At 65.6% G+C, this 23,240-nt stretch carries 22 protein-coding genes; 8 read left to right on the top strand and 14 right to left on the bottom strand.

Annotated features, from left to right (window positions below; translation table 11 throughout):
* Positions 1–101: 101 nt before the first annotated feature.
* Positions 102–473 (bottom strand): DsrE family protein, encoded by a 372-nt coding sequence (locus L2Y94_RS20270; RefSeq protein ID WP_247371616.1) that lies wholly within the window; start codon positions 471–473, stop codon positions 102–104.
* 125 nt (positions 474–598) lie between these two features.
* Positions 599–1,501, bottom strand: a complete 903-nt coding sequence (locus L2Y94_RS20265) for a LysR family transcriptional regulator (protein ID WP_247371613.1) — start codon at positions 1,499–1,501, stop codon at positions 599–601.
* 155 nt (positions 1,502–1,656) lie between these two features.
* Here L2Y94_RS20265 and L2Y94_RS20260 point away from each other — a divergent pair, with 155 nt between their 5' ends.
* Positions 1,657–2,589, top strand: coding sequence for a pyridoxamine 5'-phosphate oxidase family protein (locus L2Y94_RS20260; RefSeq protein ID WP_247371611.1), 933 nt, complete (start codon positions 1,657–1,659; stop codon positions 2,587–2,589).
* A gap of 3 nt (positions 2,590–2,592) precedes the next feature.
* Positions 2,593–3,546 (top strand): PDR/VanB family oxidoreductase, encoded by a 954-nt coding sequence (locus L2Y94_RS20255; protein WP_247371609.1) that lies wholly within the window; start codon positions 2,593–2,595, stop codon positions 3,544–3,546.
* Positions 3,547–3,561: 15 nt separating this feature from the next.
* Here the strand turns inward: L2Y94_RS20255 and L2Y94_RS20250 are convergent, their stop codons facing one another.
* Positions 3,562–4,338, bottom strand: a complete 777-nt coding sequence (locus L2Y94_RS20250) for an alpha/beta fold hydrolase (protein ID WP_247371606.1) — start codon at positions 4,336–4,338, stop codon at positions 3,562–3,564.
* Positions 4,339–5,280: 942 nt separating this feature from the next.
* On the opposite strand from L2Y94_RS20250, the gene L2Y94_RS20245 reads away from it, so the two are divergent.
* The 3 genes from L2Y94_RS20245 to L2Y94_RS20235 are packed head-to-tail and all read left to right on the top strand — an operon-like array spanning position 5,281 to position 8,132.
* Positions 5,281–6,294 carry a two-component system sensor histidine kinase NtrB gene (locus L2Y94_RS20245; protein ID WP_425602418.1) on the top strand — a complete coding sequence of 338 codons (1,014 nt, stop codon included), beginning with the start codon at positions 5,281–5,283 and terminating at the stop codon, positions 6,292–6,294.
* A complete protein-coding gene (gene ntrC / locus L2Y94_RS20240; RefSeq protein ID WP_247371603.1) occupies positions 6,287–7,672 on the top strand; it encodes a nitrogen regulation protein NR(I) in 1,386 nt (461 codons plus the stop codon). Before L2Y94_RS20245 ends, ntrC begins: the two co-directional genes overlap by 8 nt.
* 4 nt (positions 7,673–7,676) lie before the next feature.
* Positions 7,677–8,132, top strand: coding sequence for a GNAT family N-acetyltransferase (locus L2Y94_RS20235; protein ID WP_247371600.1), 456 nt, complete (start codon positions 7,677–7,679; stop codon positions 8,130–8,132).
* A gap of 102 nt (positions 8,133–8,234) precedes the next feature.
* On the opposite strand, the gene L2Y94_RS21330 is transcribed toward L2Y94_RS20235, so the two are convergent.
* Positions 8,235–10,394: a putative bifunctional diguanylate cyclase/phosphodiesterase gene (locus L2Y94_RS21330; protein ID WP_283248501.1), complete on the bottom strand. Its 2,160-nt coding sequence runs from the start codon at positions 10,392–10,394 to the stop codon at positions 8,235–8,237.
* Between the two features lie 104 nt (positions 10,395–10,498).
* Entirely contained in the window at positions 10,499–11,623 is a 1,125-nt protein-coding gene (locus tag L2Y94_RS20215) for a hypothetical protein (RefSeq protein WP_247371597.1), read from the bottom strand.
* Positions 11,624–11,818: 195 nt separating this feature from the next.
* Between L2Y94_RS20215 and L2Y94_RS20210 the strand changes: the two genes are divergently transcribed.
* Positions 11,819–13,105, top strand: coding sequence for an acetyl-CoA C-acetyltransferase (locus L2Y94_RS20210; protein ID WP_144912346.1), 1,287 nt, complete (start codon positions 11,819–11,821; stop codon positions 13,103–13,105).
* A gap of 43 nt (positions 13,106–13,148) precedes the next feature.
* The gene (locus L2Y94_RS20205) at positions 13,149–13,652 is read left to right on the top strand and encodes an energy transducer TonB (protein ID WP_247371594.1); all 504 of its coding nucleotides are present in this window, start codon (positions 13,149–13,151) and stop codon (positions 13,650–13,652) included.
* A 190-nt stretch (positions 13,653–13,842) separates the two neighbouring features.
* Here the strand turns inward: L2Y94_RS20205 and L2Y94_RS20200 are convergent, their stop codons facing one another.
* From L2Y94_RS20200 to L2Y94_RS20180, 5 genes are all read right to left on the bottom strand, one after another.
* Complete coding sequence (locus L2Y94_RS20200; protein ID WP_247371592.1) at positions 13,843–15,771, bottom strand: phospholipase D-like domain-containing protein; 1,929 nt, start codon at positions 15,769–15,771, stop codon at positions 13,843–13,845.
* Positions 15,772–15,821: 50 nt separating this feature from the next.
* The gene (locus L2Y94_RS20195) at positions 15,822–16,376 is read right to left on the bottom strand and encodes a YceI family protein (RefSeq protein ID WP_247371589.1); all 555 of its coding nucleotides are present in this window, start codon (positions 16,374–16,376) and stop codon (positions 15,822–15,824) included.
* Positions 16,377–16,385: 9 nt separating this feature from the next.
* Positions 16,386–16,859: a SixA phosphatase family protein gene (locus L2Y94_RS20190; protein ID WP_247371587.1), complete on the bottom strand. Its 474-nt coding sequence runs from the start codon at positions 16,857–16,859 to the stop codon at positions 16,386–16,388.
* A gap of 64 nt (positions 16,860–16,923) precedes the next feature.
* Complete coding sequence (locus tag L2Y94_RS20185) at positions 16,924–17,556, bottom strand: ParA family protein (protein WP_247371584.1); 633 nt, start codon at positions 17,554–17,556, stop codon at positions 16,924–16,926.
* Between the two features lie 53 nt (positions 17,557–17,609).
* Positions 17,610–17,807 (bottom strand): antitermination protein NusB, encoded by a 198-nt coding sequence (locus L2Y94_RS20180; RefSeq protein WP_247371581.1) that lies wholly within the window; start codon positions 17,805–17,807, stop codon positions 17,610–17,612.
* A 177-nt stretch (positions 17,808–17,984) separates the two neighbouring features.
* On the opposite strand from L2Y94_RS20180, the gene L2Y94_RS20175 reads away from it, so the two are divergent.
* Complete coding sequence (locus L2Y94_RS20175; protein WP_247371579.1) at positions 17,985–19,028, top strand: hypothetical protein; 1,044 nt, start codon at positions 17,985–17,987, stop codon at positions 19,026–19,028.
* Here the strand turns inward: L2Y94_RS20175 and L2Y94_RS20170 are convergent, their stop codons facing one another.
* The 4 genes from L2Y94_RS20170 to speE form a co-directional block, all read right to left on the bottom strand.
* The gene (locus tag L2Y94_RS20170) at positions 19,029–20,807 is read right to left on the bottom strand and encodes a GGDEF domain-containing protein (protein ID WP_247371577.1); all 1,779 of its coding nucleotides are present in this window, start codon (positions 20,805–20,807) and stop codon (positions 19,029–19,031) included.
* Positions 20,808–20,830: 23 nt separating this feature from the next.
* Positions 20,831–21,139, bottom strand: coding sequence for a hypothetical protein (locus L2Y94_RS20165; RefSeq protein WP_247371575.1), 309 nt, complete (start codon positions 21,137–21,139; stop codon positions 20,831–20,833).
* Between the two features lie 124 nt (positions 21,140–21,263).
* Positions 21,264–22,088 (bottom strand): SAM-dependent methyltransferase, encoded by an 825-nt coding sequence (locus L2Y94_RS20160; RefSeq protein ID WP_247371573.1) that lies wholly within the window; start codon positions 22,086–22,088, stop codon positions 21,264–21,266.
* Positions 22,089–22,172: 84 nt separating this feature from the next.
* Positions 22,173–23,030 carry a polyamine aminopropyltransferase gene (speE, locus tag L2Y94_RS20155; protein WP_144912368.1) on the bottom strand — a complete coding sequence of 286 codons (858 nt, stop codon included), beginning with the start codon at positions 23,028–23,030 and terminating at the stop codon, positions 22,173–22,175.
* Between the last annotated feature and the right edge of the window lie 210 nt (positions 23,031–23,240).

Genomic DNA, 23,240 nt, shown 5'->3' with positions numbered 1-23,240 from the left:
AAGCCCCGGGGTCATTGCTGAAAGCAAGCGCTGGCAAGACACATCGACCAGCGCCTAGCGGTCATGGCGATACGCGAGCGCATCGCCATCCTGGGCTGGCCTTAGAACGTCAGCACCGTGAAGCCATCAGCGGCGATGTCCGCCACGCTGGGCAGCCCCGAGGTGCCGGGAACCATGTTCTCCTGGACCAACTTGAAGCCCGACTTCTCCGCGCCGTCCTTGGCACCAAAGACATCGGCGCAGCCGGAGGACACGCCCACGATGCTGGCCTTGACTGCCTCGAACAGGACATTGATGGGGTGATTGACGCTGGAGAGCACTTCCGGCCAGCGCGTGCCGGTACCGTGGAAGTAGATACGGACCTCATTGCCCTTAGCCTTGAAGTCGTAGGCGGCGGCAAGCGCATTGAACACGCGGCCCAGGGCCTCTTCGCCGGCATTGGGATCAGACAGGACAACAATTGCAACTTTCATTGGGCATCCTTAACGTTGAATGGGGGCGTCTGCCGAACTAGCGGCGACGAGGCCAACGATAGAGGTCGGGCGTGGTGTCAGAAATCGGCCCGGCCGCAATTGAGTCTTGCGTCTGTCTTGTGCAATCAGTCCAGGATCAGCGGCAGGCGGCGCAATGTCGCAGCTAGGTGGTCGATGAAAGCCCGCACGCGGACTGAGCCGTTGATGGACTCCCGGTGCAGGATGTGGACCGGAAGGGGCGGCTCCTCGAAATCCTCAAGGATGATCCTCAGACGCCCTGCGGATACCTCCTCGGCGATCTGATAGGACAGCAGGCGCGCCATACCAAACCCGGAGGAGATCGCGGCGATCGCGGCGTCGTTGCTGGTGACTATAATGCGCGGTCGCACCTTGACCTGGACAGGCTGCTGCGAGGGCCCGAATCGCCAGTCCAGGCGGGGGGACATGGCCGCCGCAACCACCACGTCATGCATCGTCAGTTCGGCGGGGTGGGTGGGCGTTCCCCGCGTAGCGAGATACTCAGGCGAGGCGCACAGGACATGACGCACGTGGCCCACCTGCATGGACCGCATGCCCGAGTCGGGAAGCTGGCCTATGCGTACGGCAACGTCGATGTTCTCATCGATCAAATTAAGGTTGCGGTCAGAGAAGTGGGCTGTGACCTGAACCTCGGCATGCATCTTCAGAAAGGACACGATGCTGGGCATGACGGCGATCCTGCCGAACAGCAAGGGGGCCGTAACGGTAATGGACCCTTTGGGCGTGGCATTGGCATCGGCGAGGGCGGCATTGAGATCCTCGATCTGCTGCAGGATCGAGCGCGACTCCTCGAAGTAGCGGCTGCCGGCGTTGGTCAGTCGCATGCTGCGGGTCGTGCGTACCAGCAACGTCACCCCTAGTGCTTGCTCCAGGCTGACCACCGCACGCGTGACGCTGGCCGGGGAGAGATCGAGCTTTCTAGCTGCCGGTGCGAAGCCCTGAGCTTCGACCACGGCGACAAAGACCTGCATCAGGCGGACATGATCCATTAGCTGCACCCTTTCTGGTCGGTTTAGCCTAGCAAAACCTGCTGCCGCGGTATTGCCGGTATGGAAATAGTCAATTGCGTAGCAGACCGTTTCTGGTTCTTCGCTATTTGCCGAGCATGTGCAGCTCGCCGCATCTGCGGCAACTGGCACCCGCTATGTACAACAAACCCAACTTCCATGAGGGCGAGCTCCAGGCCCAGGCCATGGCCCATGAATCGGACATTGCTGCCCGAAACGCTTCTAACGTGGCCGATCACATCATTCGCCCCGCATTACCGTTTGTTCGCCAGCAGAGAATGGTGTACGCGGCTAGCGTAGATGCGGTGGGTCGTGTGTGGGCATCGGTCCTGATAGGTGAGCGCGGCTTCCTGGAGCCCTCTGACGACGCGAGCACACTGACAATCCATCTGGACAATGTAATCAGGCAAGCTCACGACCCGCTCTGGAGCAACATCGAGCAAGATGGCCGCATCGGTCTACTGCTGTTGGAGCTGCAGACCCGGAAGCGGCTAAAAATCAACGGGCAGGCCCATCTGGAGAGTGATCGCCTCGTTGTTGAAGTGACCGAGTCGGTTCCGATTTGCCCACGCTACATCCAACGCAGGACCATCGAACTGCCATCCACCTCTGACAAGCTGATGCCCACCAGCATCAAGCATGGGCTGACGCTCGAGCCAGGACATCTCAACCTCCTCCAAAGCACCGATACGTTCTTTCTGGCCACCGCCCACAAGACACACGGTGCCGACATTACCCATCGGGGCGGTCCGTCAGGTTTCGTGGAAGTACTCGCCGACGGCAAGCTCAGGATTCCCGACTACAACGGCAACGGGATGTTCAACAGCGCCGGCAACGTACTTATTGATCCACGTGCCGGGCTGGTGTTCCCCGACTACGTCCAACGCAGGATGCTCCAGCTCACCGGACGCGCCGAGATGCTCTGGGATCAGCCGGACCCGAAGGGCGTGACCGGCGGCACCGGGCGCTTCTGGCAGTTCCAGACCAGCGCCTGGATCGAAACGCAGCTGCCTGAGCAGCTCAGTACAGCGTTCGTCGACGCGTCTCCCTTTTTGCCACAAGGTATTTGAAAAATGCAGTTGCGTGTGAGTCAAGTCACTGCCCTGACACCCAGCGTTCGCTTGATACGTCTGGAGTCGACGGACGGTCAATTACTGCCCGCTTTCGAGCCGGGCTCCCACCTGGCCTTGGGTTTTGATCTCGAGAACGAGCCCGCGCAGCGGAAGTACTCGCTAGTCTCTGACCCGCAGGGCGGCTCGTACTACGAGATCGCAGTCAAGAAGAATCCCTACGGCCGTGGCGGTTCCAAGTTCCTGCACGAGCGACTTGCAGTGGGCACGCTGTTGGAAGCATCGAGGCCCATCAGCGAGTTCAGCATCGCGCCGGATGGTCAGCACTACGTCCTGATAGCAGGCGGCATCGGTATCACGCCCATGCTTAGCATCATCGCGCGGCTGCGCCAGACCGGCACATCCTTTGAGTTGCACTACTCCTCAAAGTCACGCGCTGAGATGGTCTTTCAGGAAGTGTTGCTCAGCGAGGACTGCGATCGCGTGACGTTGTACTTCACAGAGAGCGACACTTTCAGGCGGATCGACATCAACCAGTTGCTGAAAACCCACGCGCACGAAGCTGACACGCACTTCTACGTGTGTGGTCCTTCCTCGCTGATTCACCGTGTTCGCCTGGCGGCCGGCGCGCATGGCGTACAGGCAAAGCGGGTGCACTTTGAGAGCTTCGGGCCGGCGTGGTCGATGATCGATGGTCCGGTAAAGCTGGCCCTGTCCGAATCCAACATTGAGGTGGATGTGCCGGTGGGAACCACATTGCTCGATGCGATGGAAGCGGCCGGCGCCTGGATCGCTTCGGACTGCAGGCGCGGGGAGTGTGGGGCTTGCATCACCACGTACACCGGCGGAACGCCCATCCATCGCGACAGTTGCCTGACGGAAGAACAAAGGGCGCATTCGTTCTGCCCCTGCGTCTCATGGGCCTCTTCCTCGGGAACCTTGACCTTGCAGGTCTGAAACAGTGGAGGCTACCTACGATGTCTCGTCGCTAAGGAATGACTGGACGGCTTCATTGAAGCGCTCCGGAGCCTCCAGGTATGGCAGATGACCGCACTGCTTAAAGACCTGGTGCACAGCGTACGGAATCAATTGCTGCAGCTCGCCATGGCAATAGGAAGGCACGATCTGATCATTCTCGCCATGGATGAGCAAGGTGGGGCTCGTGATCGTGGCGACCTCTGAGCGTTGGTCGTAGTCCTGGATCTGCTGAAACAACGCCCGGATGTAGGGGCCGTCCAAGCTATCGAGCGAACGCAGGAAGCCCTTGTGGATGGTCGTGCCTTGGTCGATAGCCATCTGGGCGAGTAACTGCCTTGCCCATGACTGCATGCCAACCCGTCCTAGCAGGAGCTCGTCGTACAACATCGTTCGGGCAGCCTGATCCGATGGGCTCAGGCACAGGCAGGTATTGACCACGATCAGTGCGCTGACCCGATCCCTGGCGCGTGCCGCCACCCCTAGCCCGATACGGGCGCCTTTGGACAGGCCGCAGATCGCCACCTTGTCGATGCCCAGGTGATCAATCAGGGCGATGACTACGTCCACGAACGCTGAGAACTCGATGTTCTTGCTCTCCGACTTGCCATGGCCTGGCAAGTCAAGGCAAACCACCCGCCGGTGGGAGACGAAGTACTGCCGCTGGTAGGTCCAGTTGCGTGCATTGCCACCCAGTCCATGCAGGAAGACGAGTGCATCGCCCTGTCCATCGTCGGTGAAATGGATCTGGTGTTCTTTGTACCGAAAGTACATGGGAGCCCGATACCTTTGCGTTCTGATACGTGCGTACTGAGGCATATAGAACCTTGCCGGTCTCTGCTCAACAACATGATCCAGTGGTGTTGTGCGCAAAGGAACGCTGACACAGTAACTATTGAATTTCGCTGCACGCAATAGTGGATGATGACAGATCTAACATATAACGTGAGGAACTCAGGTAGGTTTCTTGAAACCGCAGCGTGAATCATGGCGGCGATTGCGTTAAGTTTCTCCCTTGACTTTGTGGGCTGTCCGCTTTCGATCCGAAGCGAACATTTCACAGATACGATGAGGTCAATGGATGGCTTAAGACCAGGAGAGCCGATCGCGGTTTTCATCGATATCGAGTGCCTTGAACGTTAGTCAAACTCGCCGCGTTACGGAAACAAGGTGTCGAAAGCATCAATCCGCCGGTCGCGGTTCGCGAGCACAGATCGCTTGGATCAGTCTCGCGGACGCGCCATCGAATCGAACAAACACCGCTCCGGCTGGCCATGTGTCAGCCCATGCTGCCTCCAGTCGAGCGCGGACCCTCGGTGAGATACCAGTCCCACTAAGAAACCTGTAGTGGTCCTTGTTTCTATCGGCCACCCGTTCCTAAAAAGGGCATGAGGTGCGCAGCTTGGTTTTTGTGATCAGGTCAAATGGAAATCGTGATCACGGGCCTTGGCGAAGCCGATCAGAGATGATGGAGTTACCGCGCAATTAGATGGCTCTCTACAGTAAGGTGTTGTTTTACGAAAGGTCCATCGCCGCCCCTAGCCTTTGCGTCCCGGAGCAGTCCTGTGCGCCCAGGCACTATCGCGGATGTTGTCATAGTAGGTGCCGATCGGAGCCGGCATAGTCGGTACATCGAGAACCTACTATGCCGGCATTTCCACCATGGGTGCTGTTAAGGCGATTGCCACTGCTCACGGATCTCCCTACATTGGTGCAATGCATGCACCCTCCTCCGATAACCTATTGACCCTGCTCGGCACCGGCCTGGCCTTGGCTGGCATGGACGGGCGTGTTCTATGGATCAATCCCGCCCTGGGCGAGGCTTTGGACGTCGGACCCCGGTCGGCGGTGGGGCAAGAGCTGGTGACGCTGATGCGGGAGCCGAATCTGGCCGGCCACCTGGACCGGGTGCGGGTGGAGGGGCGGGGGTTTCATCTGCGCTCCGTGACCCTGGGCCTGGCCCGGGGGCGTGAGCTTCTCGCCGACCTGCTGCTCCAGCCGCTGGACGAGGGGCAGGTGTTGGTGGAGGTCCATCCCCTGTCGACGGACATGGGTTCCGGGTCGACGCCGTTGTCGGCCACCCTGCGCGGCTTCGCCCACGAGGTGAAGAATCCGCTGGCCGGACTGCGTGGTGCCGCGCAGTTGCTGCAGCGGCGTGTGCGCGACGACGACCTGCGTGCGCTGGCCGCGATGGTGATCGCCGAGGCGGACCGCCTCGCGGCGCTGGCCGATGGCTTGTTGCGCCATGGCGGCGCGGCGAGGATCGTGCCGGTGAACGTGCATGAGTTGCTCGAGCGATTGGAGCAGCTGGTGCTCGCCGAGCCCGATCCGTTGCATCTTCGCCACGACTACGACCCCAGCCTGCCCGATACGCTCGGCGACGGCGATCGCCTGTTGCAGGTACTGATCAATCTCGCGCGCAATGCCCGCGAAGCGGGCGCGGCCCACTTGCTGCTGCGTACACGTGTGGAGCACGGCGCGCGCCTCGGCGAGCGCACGGTGCGCGCGGCCTTGCGTATCGATGTCGTCGACGACGGCCCCGGGGTGGCCGACGAGGTGCGCGACTCGCTGTTCCAGCCGCTGGTGTCCGGGCGGCCCGACGGTAGCGGGCTCGGGCTGGCGCTGTCGCGCGAGATCGCGCTCGAACACGGCGGCGACCTGCGCTACGTGAGCCGCCCGGGCGAAACGGTGTTTTCCCTTTACCTGCCGATGGAGCGTGCGCATGACTGAGATATGGATCGCCGACGACGATCGCGGCGTCCGTTTCGTGCTCGCCGAGGCGCTGCGCGACGCCGGTCACGCGGTGCGTGAATTCAGCGCGGGCGACGCGGTACGCGCGGCGTTGAACGAAAGCCGTCCGGCCCTGCTCGTCACCGACGTGCGCATGCCCGGCGAAGACGGTTTGCGCCTGCTGGAAGACCTCACCCGGCGCAACATCGGCCCTGTCCTCGTGATGAGCGCATTCACCGACGTGGCGACGACCGCGGCGGCATATCGCGCCGGCGCGGTGGATTACATTGCCAAGCCGTTCGACCTCGACCACGCGGTGGCGACGGTGGAGCGTGCGTTGCAGGCGTCGCGCGAAGAAGTGGTGGTGCCGGAACTGAAGCGCGACGCCAACGCGCTGCTCGGCGAGAGCCCGGCGATGCGCGAGGTCTTCCGTCTCATCGGGCGGGTGGCGGCCAGCGACCTCAACGTGCTGATCACGGGCGAGACCGGCACCGGCAAGGAGCTGGTGGCGCGCGCCCTGCACGAGGAAAGCGCGCGCAGCGGCAAGCCCTACGTGGCGCTGAACACGGCGGCGATTCCTTCGGAGTTGCTGGAGAGCGAGCTGTTCGGCCACGAGGCCGGTGCTTTCACGGGGGCCTCGCGACGTCACGTCGGCCGCTTCGAACAGGCGGAAGGCGGCACCCTCTTTCTCGACGAGATCGGCGACATGCCGGTGGCCTTGCAGACCCGGTTGCTGCGCGTGCTGTCCGGCGGCGAGTTCTACCGCGTGGGTGGTCGCGAGCCGCTGCGTGGCAACGTGCGTATCGTCGCCGCCACGCATCAGGATCTCGACGCTCGCGTGGCGTCCGGCCAGTTCCGCGCCGACCTGAAGCATCGCCTCGACGTCGTGCGCATCGCCTTGCCTTCGTTGCGGGAGCGTCGTGGCGACGTGCCGATGTTGGCGCGCCACTTCCTCGCCAAGGCCGCCGCCGAACTCAACCTGTCGCCGAAACGCTTTTCCCGAAGTGCGATGAAACTGGTCGAGCAACGCGACTATCCCGGTAACGTGCGCGAGCTGGAGAACCTGTGCCGTCGCCTGGCGGTGATCGCGCCGGGCAGCGAGATCCTCGCTTCGGATCTAGGCGCGCTGCCGGGCCGCGAAACGCGAAGTGGCGAATGGACCGATGCCCTGCGTATTTGGGTGCAGGATGCCCTGGCGCAGAACGAGGCCGATATCCATGCCCGCGCCCGCGACGCCCTGGACAAGACCTTGCTCGAAGTGGCGCTGATCGCCAACGACGGCCATCGCCAGCATGCCGCCGCGGCGCTCGGCGTCGGCCGCAACACCCTCACCCGCAGACTCGGCGCGTCGCGCACGCGCCGCCCGCCCAACGGATAACCGCATGACCCTTACCATTCGCGCCGCGGCCGTCGACGACGCCGACGACATCGCCCGCTGGAACATCGCCATGGCCTGGGAAACCGAGCGCAAGACGCTCGACCCGGACACCATCGGACGCGGCGTGCGCGCCGTGTTCGCCGAGCCGCGCAGGGGGTTCTACCTCGTGGCCGAGCGTGACGGCGCCGCGGTGGGCTGCCTGCTCGTCACCTACGAATGGAGCGACTGGCGCTGCGGGGATTTCTGGTGGATCCAGAGCGTCTACGTGGCGCCGGAGGCGCGCCGGGGCGGGGTGTTTCGTTCCCTCTACGAGAGCGTGCGGTCGAAGGCCGAGGCGGCGGGTGCCGTGGGTGTGCGGCTTTACGTGGAGACGGAGAACGAGCGGGCGCAGGCGACATACCGCGGCCTCGGGATGGAGCGGTGCCATTACTACATGTACGAGGCGATGTTGCGAGATTGATTCGCCGATGCGATCGGCTCCCACCCATTCGGTAGCAAGTTTCGACAACCCGCCTACCGAAGGGGCGGGAGCCGATCGCATCGGCGAAGCCCGCGGAGCGGGCTACTCCACGGCCTGTCGTGGATCGCCAAGGTCCACTTCCCCGATCCGCGCCTCGAAGTCCTTCGCGGAAACGGCCCTGCCGAACAGGAAGCCCTGCATCTGCGAGCAACCCGAAAGCCCCAGGAACTGCGCCTGTTCCACGCTTTCCACGCCCTCGGCGAGCACCTGCTTGTTCATGCCGCGGCCCATGGTGATGATCGCGCTGACGATGGCCGCGCTGTCGTTGTCCCAGGCCACGTCACGGATGAAGGTGCGGTCGATCTTCAATATATCGACGGGGAAGTGCTTCAGGTACGAAAGGCTGCAATAGCCCGTGCCGAAGTCGTCGAGGCTGAGCGATACGCCCAGCGACTTGATGCGCTTGAGCAGGTCGGCGATGTGGTCGCCGCCTTCCATCACGGTGCGCTCGGTGAGTTCGAGCTCGAGCAGGGTGGGATGCAGGCCGGTTTCGTCCAGGATGCCGCGCAGCGATTCGAAGAAGCGCGTGTGCTGGAATTGCAGCGCGGAGACGTTCACCGACACCGACAACGGACGATACGCGGTCGCCCAGGATGTCGCCTGGCGGCAGGCTTCGCGCAGCGCCCATTCGCCGATGGGCACGATGAGGCCGCAGTCTTCCGCCACGGGAATGAACTGCTCCGGCGTGTAGACGTCTTCGCCATCCACCTGCCAGCGCAGCAACGCCTCGGCGCCGACGACGGTGCCCAGTTCGACGTCGACCTTGGGTTGGTAGTGCAGGCTCAGTTCGTTGCGCGCGAGCGCCTTGCGCAGCTCCACCTCGATGCGCACGCGCGCGGTGTTTCTTTCGTTCATCGAGGCGTTGAAGAAGCGGTAGCCGTTGCGGCCCTGCATCTTCGCCTCGTACATCGCGGTATCGGCATGGCGCAGCAGCGCCTCGGCGTCGTTCGCGTCGTCGGGAAACAGGCTGATGCCGATGCTGAAGCTGATCGCCAGCGCGGAGGCGTCGACGCCCACCGCTTCGCCGCAGGCCTCGAGCACCTTTTCGGCGACGCCGGCCGCGTCGGAGGCGTTGTCGATGTGCGGCAGGAGCACCACGAACTCGTCGCCGCCCAGGCGGCTCACGGTGTCGTCGGGGCGCACGGTGGCACGGATGCGCCGGGCCACTTCCTTCAACAGCGCGTCGCCGGCGGCGTGGCCCATGCTGTCGTTGATCTGCTTGAAATGATCGATGTCGACGAAGAGCAGCGCCGCGCGCTGGTTGCGTCGAGCGGCCACCGTTACGGCGAAGTCCATGCGCGATTGCAGCAGCGTGCGGTTGGGCAGCCCCGTGAGCGTGTCATGGTGGGCGAGATGGGCCATCTTCAGCGCGAGGGCGCGCGTTTCGCTCACGTCGTGGAACACCACCACGCCACCCACCACGTTGCCCGCGTAATCGTGGATGGGCGCGGCCGAATCCTCGATGGGGCTGTCGAAGCCGTTGCGATGCAGGAGGATGGCGTCGGTGGTGATGCCCACGATGGCGTTCTTCGTCACCGCGGTGCGCAGCGGGTTGACGATGGGTCGCCGGGTGAGCGGATCGCGCAGCTGGAAGATGTCGTCCATCGGACGGCCCACCGCCTCGTGGCTGTTCCAGCCGGTCATCGCTTCGGCGATGGGATTGATCGAGGTGACGAGGAGATCGGTGTCGGTGGTGATTACCGCGTCGCCGATGGATTTGAGCGTGACCTCGGCCAGTTCGCGCTCGCGGAACAACGCGTCTTCGAAGGCCTTGCGATCGCTGATGTCCTGCACCTGCGAGATGAAGTAGAGCGGCTGGCCATGCTCGTCGCGCACCAGCGAGACGCTGAGCAGCGCGTACACCACGCCGCCGTCGCGACGGATGTAGCGCTTCTCCAGGTGAAAGGACACGCGCTCACCGGAGAGTACCTTGCGGGTGAGTTCCAGGTCGGCGGCGAGGTCGTCGGGGTGGGTGATGTCCTGGAAGGCCGACGAGAGCAGTTCGCTTTCGGTGTAGCCGAAGATCTCGCAGATCGCCTCGTTCACCTGGAGCCACCGCCCGTCGGGCGCCACGATGGCCATGCCGATGGCGGCGTGGCGGAAAGCGAGGGCGAAGCGGTCTTCGCTTTCCTTCAGCCGAGCTTCCAGCGTGCGCCCGGGAGCGTCGGTCTGGGCCGTCGTGGGTGGTGGCTGGCGGTGCATGGGCGTGCCGGTGGATCGATGGCATCCACTCTAACCGGGCCACCGGGCCGTCGTATATCGGACTTATCGTAAAGACGATCCGCTCGGTCGACCGGCGCGCGCGCTCAGTGCAGGGCGGGTGCCGGTGCGTCCAGGCGCCCGTCGGCGTCGAGCATCATGCGGCCGAGCGTACGCACCTCGGCGGCGGCGCCGTAGCGTTCCACCAGGGCGTCGAGCAACGGGCCGAGGGCGCCCGGTGCCAGCGGGTAGCCGTGGGCCAGCACGCGCGCCTTGCCCGGCACCGGCTGGGCGACGGTGACGGCGGCCATGCCCAGTCCGGCGGCCTCATGGGCATAGAGGACCGGCTCGGGCAACCGCGGATCGGCGTCGGCCAGGTGCTCGACCAGGAAGGCTTCGGGGCGAGGCGACTCGCCTTGCAGGTGCAGCGGTACGCGATGGGCATCGAGCAGCGCGGCGTACTGGCGCAGCTCGAACAGCGTGCCGGCGAACTCGTGCACCGGGTTGTCGCCCTTCGTGCCCGACGCGGCGAACCACGCCGACGGTCCCGGGATGGCGACCTGGCCTTCGGCGTAGCGCAGGGGCAGGCCTCGCGAGCCCAGGGCGGTTTCTTCCTTATAAGGCGTGAGCAGGGCGGCCTCGAGCATCGTCCACATCGGGGCGAGGTTCATGTGTTCGTACTGCACGCAGGTCAGGGCGATGAGGTCGTCGCGGCTGAGGTAGCGGGCGTGCTCCAGGCGCATGCCCAGGGTGCGCATGAGAAAATCCGCGGTGCGCTCGCCGGCCTCGCCCCGGCCCACGAGCTCGGTTTCCATCGTCGCGGCGATGTCGTCGGCCTCGTCGGCCGGTACGAGCAGCATCCAGGGAACGAGCCGCATCGGGCCGCCCGCGTAGCGCGGATCGGGGACCAGGGGCTGGGCGGGCATGTTGCCCTCGTGGGTACCGAAGGCCACCACGCCGCCGGCCGAGGTGACGCGCGGGATCCGCCGGGCCAGCTCGTCGAGGGTGGCGAACACCGGGAAGCCGGGGCGGAGGATTTCCACGCCGTCGAACAAGGCGCCGGCCACGGCGAAACGGGCGGTTTCCACGCCCGGGAGCAGCTTGCGCAGGTCGTCGGCCATGAGGGCGGCCAGCGCCTGGGCCTCGTCGCGGGTCAGCGCCAGGCGGTCCGGGGCGTCGCCCCCGGCCAGTTCCAGCGCCAGGACGGCAGGGCAGGCGATCAACTCGGTCATGGCCAGCGTTCCAGAACGGCAAAGGAACGCATTCTACCATTCGTGTCCCTTAAGGCTTTCGCCGAGCGCGGATGCGCGTTAGCCTTGCCGATACGCGTTTCGTCGGCGATCGTCGGCGTCCGTGGCATCTTCGGCTTCGAACGGGTTCGTCCCCGGTCGGACAAACCCCCTCGGTTTCGGATAGTCCCTCTAAGCATGGAAAAGACGCAAAAGCGCGTGGGAGTGGTCGGCGGCGTCCGCATTCCCTTCTGCCGCAACAACACGGCCTACGCCGACGTCGGCAATTTCGGCATGTCGGTCAAGGTACTGGGTTCGCTGGTCGAGAAGTACGGCCTGCACGGCGTGGAGCTGGGCGAGGTCGCCATGGGCGCCGTCATCCGCCATTCGGCGGACTGGAACGTGGCCCGTGAAGCCGTGCTGTCCTCGGGCCTGGCGCCGACCACCCCCGGCATCACCACCGCGCGTGCCTGCGGCACGTCGCTCGACAACGCGATCATCATCGCCAACAAGATCGCCACCGGGCAGATCGACGCCGGCATCGCGGGCGGTTCGGACACCACCAGCGACGTGCCCATCGTGTACGGGCGGAAGCTCCGCAAGCGCCTGCTGGCGCTCAATCGCGCCAAGACGCTCAAGGAGAAGCTGGCCGTCGCCACGCGCGGTTTCTCGCTGAAGGAACTCAAGCCGTCGTTCCCGGGCGTGGCCGAGCCGCGCACCGGCAAGTCGATGGGCGACCACTGCGAGCTGATGGCGAAGGAATGGCACATCGGTCGCGTCGAGCAGGACGAACTGGCGCTGGCCAGCCACCGCAAGCTCGCCGCCGCCTACGACGCCGGCCTGTTCGACGACCTCGTGGTGCCGTTCCGCGGGCTCAAGCGCGACGGCTTCCTGCGTCCGGACACCACGCTGGAAAAACTGGCCTCGCTCAAGCCCGCGTTCGACAAGACCTCGGGCCGTGGCACCCTCACGGCAGGCAACTCCACCGGTCTGTCCGACGGCGCCGCCGCCGTGCTCCTGGCCAGCGACGAATGGGCGGCCTCGCGTGGCCTGTCGATCCAGGCCTACCTCACCCATGCGCAGGTGTCCGCGGTGGACTTCGTCCATGGCGAGGGCCTGCTCATGGCACCGACCGTCGCCGTGCCGCGCATGCTCAAGCAGGCCGGGCTGGGGCTGGGCGATTTCGACTTCTACGAAATCCACGAAGCCTTCGCCGCCCAGGTGCTCTGCACGCTGCGTGCATGGGAGAGCGACGACTATTGCCGCAACCGGCTGGGTCTCGACGGCCCGCTGGGATCGATCGATCCGTCGAAACTCAACGTCAACGGCTCCAGTCTCGCGACGGGACATCCCTTCGCGGCGACCGGCGCGCGCATCGTCGCCACGTTGGCGAAGATGCTGGAGCAGAAGGGCTCGGGCCGTGGCCTGATTTCCATCTGCACCGCCGGCGGCATGGGTGTGACGGCGATCCTCGAACGCCCCTGACGAAAGAACGGGCGGCGCCCGCGCCGCCTTATGCAAGGCACGTATGCTCGCATTACGCACCAGCACATCCCTGAGCGCCCTGGGCCTCGTTTTCGGTATCGCCGGCACGAGCTGGCTCACGGCGCTCACCTACGAGCGCGCCCCGGCGGCGCGTCCCCTCGCGGAAGTGGTGATGCCGTCCGCCGCACCGAAGCGCGTGGAACCCGCGCCACCGCGACCCGTGGCCGCGGCCCGACCGAAACCCGACATCGTGTCGGCACCTCGTGCGGAGCCCCGACCCGAACCCCTGCGTCCGGTCTACATGCCGTCGCCGCGTTACCCGATCTCGGCGCTGCGCGCGCATCGCGAGGGGCAGGTGGTCCTTAATGTCACCGTCACGCCCGAGGGCGATGTGATGAGCGTGTCGGTGGGCCGCTCCAGCGGTGATTTCGACCTCGATCGCGCGGCGGAAGAAGCCGTGCGCCGCTGGCGCTTCGCGGCGGCGGACCGGCCGGCACGATATACGGCGGATTTGCCGGTGCGGTTCGAGCTCACTTCGCCGATGTAGCTTCCGGCGTCATCGCTCCGTGGGCTTTCGCCGATACGATCGACTCCCACCCCTTCGGTAGGCCGGTCTCGACGGGCTGTTTCACACCTCTTCGATGGGCCGGTCTCGACGGGCGGTGTTTCATGCCCATTGGCTGGCCGTTTGCGATGGCCTGGCTACCGAAGGGGTGGGAGCCGATCGTATCGGCGATTCAGAGAATCCCCGCCGCGGAGGAGCCGAACGCGGTGATCATCCGCGTGTAGATCAGCTTCAACGAGACGTCCACCTCGGGGAAGTCGCCCACCGGCTCGTAGCACTCGAAGAATTGCGGATCGGTCCAGCGCATCGGGATGCAGCCGGGCTTGAGGTCGTAGCTGGTGGCGTAGCGGAACGGCCACAGGTCGAAGAACGGCAGTCGCTCGGAGACGTCGCCGATGAACTCGTTGATCGGCGACAGCACGGGGATCGTCTTCTGCCTCGGGCCGATCACCCATGCATTGCCGGGCTGGGTGTCCTGCATGATCGAGCCGCGCAGCCGATCGGCGAAACGCTTGTCGTAGACGATCACGCCGGCCTCGGTGTTGTAGTGGTCCGATCGCGGGTCGAAATTGTGCGTGCCCACCATCGCGAAGGTGTCGTCCACCACGATCGACTTGGCATGCAACCCGAAGCGAACGCCGGCGGTGAGCAGGGGCGCGGGACGATGACGGGCTCCACGACTGGCCTGGCTCCCGACGGCGAAGAAACCCGACGACTCCGACGGCGCACCGTTGGGCGCCGATCCCGACCGGGCGCGCCCGCGCCGGCTCTTCGCGACCGATCCACCGTCGATGGGCGCGGGAATGGCTACCGCGTGCGAGCCGCCCTCCAGCGCATCGGGGTCGGCGTTCGATGGGCGAGGCTTCAACTCGTAGATCTCGAAGCCGTAGTCGGTGAGGTAGCGCTTGCGATGCTTGTAGGACATCGCATACACCGCGAAGGCATCGGTGGAGGCGAGGGAGTTGGTGGAGACGATCACGCGCGGCGGGTCGTCCCGCTGGCGCAGGTTGGCGAAGATCTTCTTGGCCGGCCGGCTCATCACCAGATAGGGCGTCTGCAGCACGATTTCGGTCTTCGCGTTGCGTACCAGGCCCATGATGTGACGGGTGAGTTCGCGAGCCTCGCGCCGGCGGGGCTCGTCGGTCTTGCCGGGGAGGTCGGAGAGGTATTCCACGCGGTTCAGCCGCAGGCTGGCGGCACCGATGTGCTCGGCGAGCCAGGTGGGATCCTGCGCATTCGCCACGAGTTCGGCCACGCGTTCGGGATGCGCGTAGGTGGGCGGCTTCCAGGTTCGTTTGTCGTCGGTGTCGGCGACGATGGCGCGATTCACGTCGCGCAGGTGGGTGAGCGGCACCGAGCGCTTGTGTTGCCAGAACGTCTCGAAGCTCTTGCCCATGGCCTTGGCGGCGGGGCCGCCGACCATGACGTCGCGATCGACGTAATCGAAGGTGTCGTCCCAGTCGAAATAGCGGTCTTCGTAATTCCGTCCGCCGGTGATGCCGATGAGGTCGTCCACCACCAGCAGCTTGTTGTGCATGCGCTGGTTGAAGCGGAAGAAGCAGCAGGCGATGCCGGCGGCGAATTCCAGCGGCGTCGTGTGCGCGTTGTGGAAGGTGGGATTGTAGAGGCGGATGTCGAGATGGTCGCTTGCCCGCGCCAGCCCGGCGAGCAGCGCCGGATCGCCGAACGAGAACAACTGGTCGGCAAGGATGCGCACGCGCACGCCGCGCCGCGCGGCGTGGATCAACTCGTCGAGCACGAGCTGGCCGGCGTCGTCCATCTCCCAGATGTAGGTCTGCACGTCGATGCTCCGGCGCGCGGAACGGATCAGGTTCACGCGGGCGGCGAGCGCCGAATCGCCGTCTTCCAGCAGCGTGGCCACGTGCACGGGCCGGGCAGGGGTGGACGCGGCGTCGGCCTCGGCGGCGGCGTCCATCAGCGGGGACGGCGCGGCGCAATGGTCGGCGCGGTCGCAGTTGGACCCGCGATCCACCGTGAGGGTGACCACGGCGTCGGCCCTCTGGATCCGTGCCTTCGACAGCGAACAGCCGCCGGTGGCCAGCGTGGCGGCGAGGAGAAGGAACGTGAGGAGACGGCGCATGGCCGGGGATTCTAGGGGAGACGTGGCAACGGGACGTGAGTCGCGCAAGCTCAGGAGGCTTCGAGCACGATGGCCATGCCGAGGTTCACCCGGTCGGAGAGGGCGCCCCGGTGGCCGCGCATCTCGAAGTCGGTGCGGTCGATGATGCCCTGCAGGCGCAGCACGCAGCCGGCCAGCGACTCAGGGGGGCAATCGTTGGACTCGATGCGGAAGGTGACCGGCCGCGTCACGCCGCGCATGGTGAGGGAGCCCTGGACCTCGCCCCCTTGCGTCAGCGCGCGCATGGGGATCGGCAGCGACACGAAGTCGATGCGCGGGTGGTGTTCGGCGTCGAAGAATTCCGGCGCCAGCACCCAGCGGCGCAGGCGCGCGGAATCCATGCGGATGCTGTCGGTGTCGATGTGCGCGGTGACCACGGCGGTGGAGTCGGGATGCGTGACGGTCACGTCACCGCGGATGGCGTCGAAACTGCCGGTGACCGTGCTGACCCAGAGCAGTCGCACGCTGAAATCGGCGCGCGAGCGGACCGGGTCGATACGAAGTTCGGCAGCGGTAACGGGCGCCGCCAGCAGGAGCAGGGCGATCGCCGACAGCAGGTGGCGCATTCGATGGACTCAGTTCGGGGGCGACCAGAAGGTTTCGAGCTTGGCCGAACCCGGTTGCAGCGGTCCGTCGAAGATGAGTCGGGCCATGCCGGCGGGGGGCATGCCGCGGTAGTCCTCCGACCGGCCTTCGACCAGGAAGGCTACCAGCTGCTCCATGCCGGGATTGTGACCGACGAGCACCACGCGGTCGACATCGGCCTGCGCGTCGAGGAGGTCGTAGAGGTCGCCGACGGTGGCATCGTAGATGCTGTCGTCGTAGGTGGGTTTCACGCCGTCGCCCAGGGCCAGCTCGGCGGTCTGGCGCGTGCGCACCGCGGGGGAGCAGAGCACGCGGTCGAAGTGGAGCTTGTGGCTGCTCAGCCATTCGCCCGCCGCGTGGGCCTCGCGACGGCCGTGGTCGGTGAGTTCTCGCTCGCGGTCGTCCTTGCCGTCGTTACCGTGCGGCGTCGCTTCCGCATGGCGCAACAGGATGAGTTCTCGCATGGGTACCGTCCTTTCGCTGGGTGCCACGTGGCGTGGCGGGGAGTCGACGCGGGCGAGGTCCGTTTCAGCCGCTGCGCTTGATCCATCGCAGCAGTTTCGTCCAATCGTCCTGATGGCCGCGCACGTTTTCCGAGTGGTAGTCGAAGATGCCCTTGCCGAGGGCGGTGAGCAAGACGTACGCCTGCGAGTCGCGAAGTTCCGCGACCACGGGAAACGGCGCGCGCTCGGCCAGGTCGGCGACGGCCGCCTGGCTGGCGTTGGTCCACGGCTTGAGGCGGTTGCCCACCAGGCCCACCGGCAACTTGCCGCGCTTGATCCGGGGGATGCCCTTGAGGAGGGACAGGAAATCGAGTGTGGCGTCGAGGTCGAACTGCGACGGCAACACCGGCACGAGGATGACGTCGGCGCGTTCGAGATACGGCTCGAGATCTTTCTCGTCCACGCCCGCGGGGGTGTCGACGATCACCCGCTGGATGTCGTCGGAAAGCCGGTCGAAGGCCTTGCGGCTTCCCTCGATGGCGGTCACGGCCGGGACGTTTTCGGGGCGTCTTCGGGCCCACTTCAGGCTGGAGTGCTGCCGGTCGGCGTCCACGATGGCCGTGTGCTTGCCCGCCTGCACCCAATGGGAGGCGAGCTGGGTCACCAGCGTGGTCTTACCGCAACCGCCCTTGCTGCTTGCCACGAGCGTCGTAAGCATGCGCGCATCTGCCTGGGTAGGAGGGGTCCTAGCCTACACAAGCCGGGCGACGGTCAGAAGAGCTTCGTTCTCACCTTGGGCAACAGCACGAGGATGAGCGTGGCGATGGGACCCAGGACCAGCGAAAGCGCCCACCACAGCAGTCCGCTGCGGTTCTTGCCTTGGGCCAGGCCGGCGTTGATCAGGGAAAGCGTGCCCCAGCCGACGAAGAAGCCGGCGCGTTCGCTGGCAAGAATGGCGAATTGATCCATTGTAAGCTCCTGTTCTGTCGCAGGATTAATGAGCGTGACGAGCGGCCCCCGCCGGTTCGGGCTCATACGTGGTGGAGGTCGATGGTAGCAATGTCTCGCGATCGTGAAGGAATTTACCCCCAGCTTCCGTTCATGGTGAAGCCGTATGCTTGTCGTTTTATGTTACGGAGTGGGTTCATGCGTGGACGTCGCATCGCCGCCCTGGCCCTGAGCGGCCTGCTTTCGCTGTCGGCCTTCGCGGCCCAACCCTGGCCCGGTGCCACGAAGGGACCGGCGAAAGGTCCGGTGGCGGCGAAGAAGGATCGCACGCAGTCCCTGCTGCAATTCCAGAAAGACCTGGCCAGCGTGCTGGCGCTGCGCACCGAGGCCGATCCGTTGCTCGGCGCGGCCCTGCTGGCCCGCCCGCTGCCCGATCCGCCCGAGGTGCTGACCTACCACGCACTGCTCGAGCGCGCGTCGCGCAATGCCGATGCCGGCCCGGCCGTGACCTGGGCCCGGCTGGCCGACTGCAACGCCAAGGGCGGCGATTGCCCCAACGCCGATGCGCTCGCGACGCTGCAGAAGCAGGCGCCGGACAACGCGGCCGTGTGGCTGCTGAAGCTGGGCATCGACGCGCACACGGGTACGGACAAGGACACCCGCGCCGACCTCGCCCGGGCCGCCGGTGCCAAGCTCTACGACGATTACCTCGGCGGCAGCATGAAGGCACTCGCCACGTCGGTCAGCCAGTTGCCGCCACCTCCCGACACCTTCGACGCCCTGCAGGGCGCCGGTGCCGCGGGCGTGCAGATGGAGATCGTCTTCGGTCTCGCCGCGGCGCAACCGCAGCCGGTGTTTCCCGCCACCGCCAGCTATTGCGAATCGAACAAGGCCGACGCGGGCATCGTCGCCGATTGCCTGAAACTGGCGAAGGTGCTCGAGTGGGGCAGCAGCCCCCTGGGCCGCTCGCTCGGCCTGCACCTGCGCGAAACCCTCTCCTCGGACACCGCCGACCAGCAAGCCGCGAAGAACGCCCGGCTCAACCTGGTCTGGCAGATGCAGCAGTTCGGTCGCCTGCACGTGCAGGCGCAGGGCGACAAGGCCACGGCGCAGAAGCTGCTTTCGCTGGCCCGCAGCGGCGGTACCGAGATGAGCGTGGTGCTCGCCTCGCTCAACGCCTACGGTATCCCGGCGGAAGCGCCGGCGGGCTGGGAGCCGGCGAAGGTCGAAGGCGGCCGCTGATCAGGCCACGGCCAGGTTGCCGGGACCGGCGGCGTAGATGACGCGATTGCGGCCGTTCCGCTTGGCTCGATAGAGCGCGGCGTCCGCTTCGCGGCAAAGCGTCTGCAGGCCGTAGCCCGACGCACTGGTGCAGGCCAGGCCGATGCTTGCCGAGCACGACACGGCCGCGCCCTCGCACTGGGCGGGCGACATGTCGATGGCTTCGCGGATGCGGTCGGCGATCGCCATGCCCTCGTCGCGTCCGCAACCGGCCAGCAGCACGCCGAATTCCTCGCCGCCGAGGCGGCCGAACAGATCGGCGGGCCGCAGCAGTTCGCGACACAGCGTCACCGTATGGCGGATCACGGCATCGCCGATGGCGTGCCCGTGCGTATCGTTGACGAGCTTGAAATGGTCCAGGTCGATGATCATCAGGCAGGCCGATCCGTCCTTTCTCGCCAGCACGTGCAATACCCGGTCGGCTTCCTCGATGAAATACTGGTGGTTGAAGATGCCGGTCAGTCCATCCCGCTGGGCGAGCTTCCTGAACTTCATCTGCGAGCGCTTGAGGCGATAGAGCCAGAACGCGATCGAGGCGAGTACCGCCAGCAGCAGCGCGATGTAGAGACGGCCGGTTTCCACCGCTTTCGTGTCCAGCGCCTGTTGCAGGCGCAGGATGTTGTTCTGCTTGCTCAGGCGCTCGGTTTCGAGCCGCTGCGCCAGCGTGTGCTGCTGGGCCAGGTTGTAGGCCAGGGCCTTGGCGCTGACGTCGTTGAGATAGCCCTTGTCCTGTGCGGCGAATCGTTCGTAGTAGTTCAGCGCGGCGGTCGTGTTGCCGCGCTTCTTCTCCACGCGGTAGAGCAGCTCGTAGGCTTCCTTCTGCCAGTCGCTCAGGTCGTCGGGGTTGGTCATGGCGACGGTGGCCAGTGCGCCGGCCTTCGCCGCGGCGTCGTCACCGAGTTTTTCGAACGCCTGCGCGCGCTGCAACGTGGCCGAGATCATGTGCTGGTAATAGCGATTGACGCCGATGCTCGGCCCGATGCGGTCGAGCAGGGCGATGACCTTCTTCGGCTCGTTCCGATCGAGATAGACGGCCCCCAGCGTGAGCCACATGGCGTTCGTCGATACCGGCTGGTCGTCGGCGATGCAAACGCCGAGGGTATGCTGCAGCTCGGGGCTGGTGGGCGTGAGGCGCCTGGCATTGAACATCGCGGCCACTTCGAGCGTGAGCGACTGGCAGGGCGATTCACCGGGCGGCACGCTGTTCTGCGCCAGCCGCGCGTAACGAATGGCCAGGTCGGTCTGGTCGGCGAAGTCGAACATTTGAGACAGGCCGATCAACGACATCGATCGCGCCAGTGGATCGGTGATCCGCGGCAGGTCGGCCGTCACCCGGTTGGCGAGCGTGAAGGCTTCCTCGTAGCGTCGGGTGTGCGCGAGGTTGGTCAGCAGCAGTGCGGAGGCCTTGGCGGAGAGCGTGGCATCGCCCGCGTTGGCGATGATGTCGCGGAACCCGGCTTCCGACTTGAGATAGTCGCCGCCGTACATGTCTTCCCAGGCATCGAGGTAGCGCAGGTACCAGGCCTGCGCTTTCGTCAGGGCAGGGCCCTCGCGATGGACTTCTTCCAGCATCCGCACGAAGCGCGGATGATCCTTCGTCCGCAGGCTTTCGGTGCGCGCGAGGAAGGTCGAAGGGTCGCCGATACCGTTTTGCTGGGCGTGGCCGACCGGCACGAACGCGCCGCCGAGCAAGGCCGCCAGCGCGAACCATGCTCGGAAGCGACGAGTCGGCCGGCGCATGCGCATCAACCCGTCACGGACGATCAGCCGGACGACGTTTCGTCGCCGGGGGTCTTTTCGGTGGAATCCGGGCTGTCCTCGTCGTCGTCGGTCTTCTCTTCGTCGCCGCCGGGGTATTGCGTGCTCTGCGGCGGCGGCTGCTGGTGCCCCATGTAGTTCTTCTCGTCCCGGAAATCGACATCGAGCTTCGATCCGTCGCCCGAGGCCGCCGCGGCGCGCAGGCCGTCGGATGCCTTGGCCTCGTCGAGCACGCGGCCCAGCACCTCGGCCGAGGCATGGCGCAGCGAGGCGTCACGCCCAATGGATTCCAGCAGTTCCAGCGTATCGGTCATGGATGTTTCCCCCTGTTTTTTTGCCTGACCTCACGCAGTCGCGTGAGACCCGGCTCGCTTGGACATGATGACAGCCGTCATCGCGTGCACGCATCCGCCGGAAGCCCCCCTTCCGGGTCGGGTATCAGGCCGTCGCGGCCGCCGTGTCGAGCGCCTTGAGCCGGTCCCGCGTGGCCGGATTGAGCCTGAGCGACCGGGCCGGCGGCAGCACCACGGTTTCCTCTGGCGGCAACGACGCCTGCGGCAGGTCGCCCAGGGCGATGCGGCGGATACGCGGTTTCTGTATCGGCAAGGTCGCCGCCCGGTAAAGGATGATCTCGTGATCGAGCGGGTAGTCGGCGGCGAGCAGGTCGACCAGCACCTGGCGATAGCCGGCCGCGTTCTCCATGTGGCCTACCGACCGGTTGCCGATCATGCCCACCTGCCACAGTACGACATACGCGGACGGATCGACGCGGCGCTCGTAATAGAGAAACTGGCTGGCTTCGAAGTGCAGGCAACCGACGCTACCCGGATCGATGCCCAGGTCGGCGTAGAGGCAATCCTCGGCGGAAATGCCCGGTTCCATGTGCGCGTCGAATCCTTCGGCGCGGGCGGTCTCGATGACCTTGTGCGGGGACCAGGCGAAGATGCCCGGGTGGCCGTAGAACACGCCGCAGACACGCTTGCCTGCGCGCACCTCGGTCATCATGAGCGCAACCCACTCGCGATACGTCTGGACGCGCGACTTGCCTTCACCGTAATACGGCTGGAGGCTGCGTACGTCCGGATGCATGCGGTGCAGCCACAGTTCGACCACGCCGTCCGACAACCCGGCGAAGACGACGTCCGCCTGTTCGATGTGGCTTCGCGCCAGGGGCGTCAGGTGGGAGCCGAGGGTCATGCCCATGCCGACCACGGCGATGCTGCCGCGAGGCGTGTCGTTCGACGAAGATGAATGTGCGTTCATCTCGCGATAGTACGGCAATTGCCGCGACGGGCGCATGCCGCAAAAAGAAGGCCCCGGAGGGGCCTTCATGGTGTCGCGGGGATTTTAGTCGCCCAGTTGTTCGCGCATGAATTCCGGCTGCGCCAGTGCACCCTTGTGGATGTCGGCGTTGTAGTACTTGGTGGCGAAACCCTTGCTGATGGCACCGCGCTCGCGGAAGCCCGAGAGATCGCCGTCCTTGCGCGCCATGGTGCAGCTCCACCAGCCGGTGGGGTAGCACGGCTGCGGGAAGGGCAGCGTGCGCACGGCCTTGAAGCCGGAGGTGCGCATGGCCGAGCGCATGGCCTTGATCAGCTCGATGTGGGCCAGCGGCGATTCCGACTGCTGCACCAGGATGCCGCCGTGGCGAAGGGCCTTGTGGCAGCTGGCGTAGAACGCGGCGTTGAAAAGGCCCTCGGCGGGGCCGACCGGATCGGTGGAATCGACGATGATGAGGTCGATCGACTCCGGCTCGGCCTCGGCCATGTACTTGATGCCGTCGATGAACAGCAGCTCGGCGCGCGGGTCGTGGTTGGCGTCGCACAGTTCGGGGAAGTACTGCTCGGCCAGGCGGGTGACCCGCTCGTCGATCTCCACCTGGGTGGCCTTCTCGACTTCCTCGTGCTTGAGCACCTCGCGCAGCGTGCCGCAGTCGCCGCCGCCGATGATCACCACGCGCTTGGCGCGAGCGTGGGTGAACAGCGCCGGGTGCGTCATCATCTCGTGGTAGAGGAAGTTGTCGCGGCCGGTGAGCATCACGCAGCCGTCGATCACCATGAGGTTGCCCCAGTCGGTGGTCTGGTAGATCTCGATGGTCTGGAACGGCGTCTTCTCGGCGTGCAACAGGCGCTCGACGCGGAAACCGATGGAAGAGCCCGAAGCCTGGTGGGCCTCGGTGAACCAGCTGAGCTGCTGCTGCGACATGACGCGGGATCCTGGAATTCGGGTAAGGGAGTCTCTAACCGCCGCATTGTACCGGCTCCCGGTGAAAAAACGGCCAATCGGCCGGCCGGCGGCGATACACGGATGTCGTCGGCCGCCGCTACAATAGGCGGTCTGGTCGGCCCCGCGGCGTGCGAGGCTCCCGGCCGCCAGGCCCGTTCGAGTCAAGGTTCGCCGCTGCGACTGTTCCGC

It is taken from the genome of Luteibacter aegosomatis, from assembly GCF_023078455.1.
In the GTDB taxonomy this organism is placed as follows: Bacteria; Pseudomonadota; Gammaproteobacteria; order Xanthomonadales; family Rhodanobacteraceae; genus Luteibacter; species Luteibacter aegosomatis.
Note: the sequence above shows the minus strand (reverse complement) of the source record. Positions and strands in the feature narration are given on the sequence as shown.

Excerpts from the sequence above, each read along its gene's own strand:
- L2Y94_RS20270 (WP_247371616.1), bottom strand. The coding sequence starts at position 473 with ATGAAAGTTGCAATTGTTGTCCTGTCTGATCCCAATGCCGGCGAAGAG.
- L2Y94_RS20265 (WP_247371613.1), bottom strand. The coding sequence starts at position 1,501 with ATGGATCATGTCCGCCTGATGCAGGTCTTTGTCGCCGTGGTCGAAGCT.
- L2Y94_RS20260 (WP_247371611.1), top strand. The coding sequence starts at position 1,657 with ATGTACAACAAACCCAACTTCCATGAGGGCGAGCTCCAGGCCCAGGCC.
- L2Y94_RS20255 (WP_247371609.1), top strand. The coding sequence starts at position 2,593 with ATGCAGTTGCGTGTGAGTCAAGTCACTGCCCTGACACCCAGCGTTCGC.
- L2Y94_RS20250 (WP_247371606.1), bottom strand. The coding sequence starts at position 4,338 with ATGTACTTTCGGTACAAAGAACACCAGATCCATTTCACCGACGATGGA.
- L2Y94_RS20245 (WP_425602418.1), top strand. The coding sequence starts at position 5,281 with ATGCATGCACCCTCCTCCGATAACCTATTGACCCTGCTCGGCACCGGC.
- ntrC (WP_247371603.1), top strand. The coding sequence starts at position 6,287 with ATGACTGAGATATGGATCGCCGACGACGATCGCGGCGTCCGTTTCGTG.
- L2Y94_RS20235 (WP_247371600.1), top strand. The coding sequence starts at position 7,677 with ATGACCCTTACCATTCGCGCCGCGGCCGTCGACGACGCCGACGACATC.
- L2Y94_RS21330 (WP_283248501.1), bottom strand. The coding sequence starts at position 10,394 with ATGCACCGCCAGCCACCACCCACGACGGCCCAGACCGACGCTCCCGGG.
- L2Y94_RS20215 (WP_247371597.1), bottom strand. The coding sequence starts at position 11,623 with ATGACCGAGTTGATCGCCTGCCCTGCCGTCCTGGCGCTGGAACTGGCC.
- L2Y94_RS20210 (WP_144912346.1), top strand. The coding sequence starts at position 11,819 with ATGGAAAAGACGCAAAAGCGCGTGGGAGTGGTCGGCGGCGTCCGCATT.
- L2Y94_RS20205 (WP_247371594.1), top strand. The coding sequence starts at position 13,149 with ATGCTCGCATTACGCACCAGCACATCCCTGAGCGCCCTGGGCCTCGTT.
- L2Y94_RS20200 (WP_247371592.1), bottom strand. The coding sequence starts at position 15,771 with ATGCGCCGTCTCCTCACGTTCCTTCTCCTCGCCGCCACGCTGGCCACC.
- L2Y94_RS20195 (WP_247371589.1), bottom strand. The coding sequence starts at position 16,376 with ATGCGCCACCTGCTGTCGGCGATCGCCCTGCTCCTGCTGGCGGCGCCC.
- L2Y94_RS20190 (WP_247371587.1), bottom strand. The coding sequence starts at position 16,859 with ATGCGAGAACTCATCCTGTTGCGCCATGCGGAAGCGACGCCGCACGGT.
- L2Y94_RS20185 (WP_247371584.1), bottom strand. The coding sequence starts at position 17,556 with ATGCTTACGACGCTCGTGGCAAGCAGCAAGGGCGGTTGCGGTAAGACC.
- L2Y94_RS20180 (WP_247371581.1), bottom strand. The coding sequence starts at position 17,807 with ATGGATCAATTCGCCATTCTTGCCAGCGAACGCGCCGGCTTCTTCGTC.
- L2Y94_RS20175 (WP_247371579.1), top strand. The coding sequence starts at position 17,985 with ATGCGTGGACGTCGCATCGCCGCCCTGGCCCTGAGCGGCCTGCTTTCG.
- L2Y94_RS20170 (WP_247371577.1), bottom strand. The coding sequence starts at position 20,807 with ATGCGCCGGCCGACTCGTCGCTTCCGAGCATGGTTCGCGCTGGCGGCC.
- L2Y94_RS20165 (WP_247371575.1), bottom strand. The coding sequence starts at position 21,139 with ATGACCGATACGCTGGAACTGCTGGAATCCATTGGGCGTGACGCCTCG.
- L2Y94_RS20160 (WP_247371573.1), bottom strand. The coding sequence starts at position 22,088 with ATGAACGCACATTCATCTTCGTCGAACGACACGCCTCGCGGCAGCATC.
- speE (WP_144912368.1), bottom strand. The coding sequence starts at position 23,030 with ATGTCGCAGCAGCAGCTCAGCTGGTTCACCGAGGCCCACCAGGCTTCG.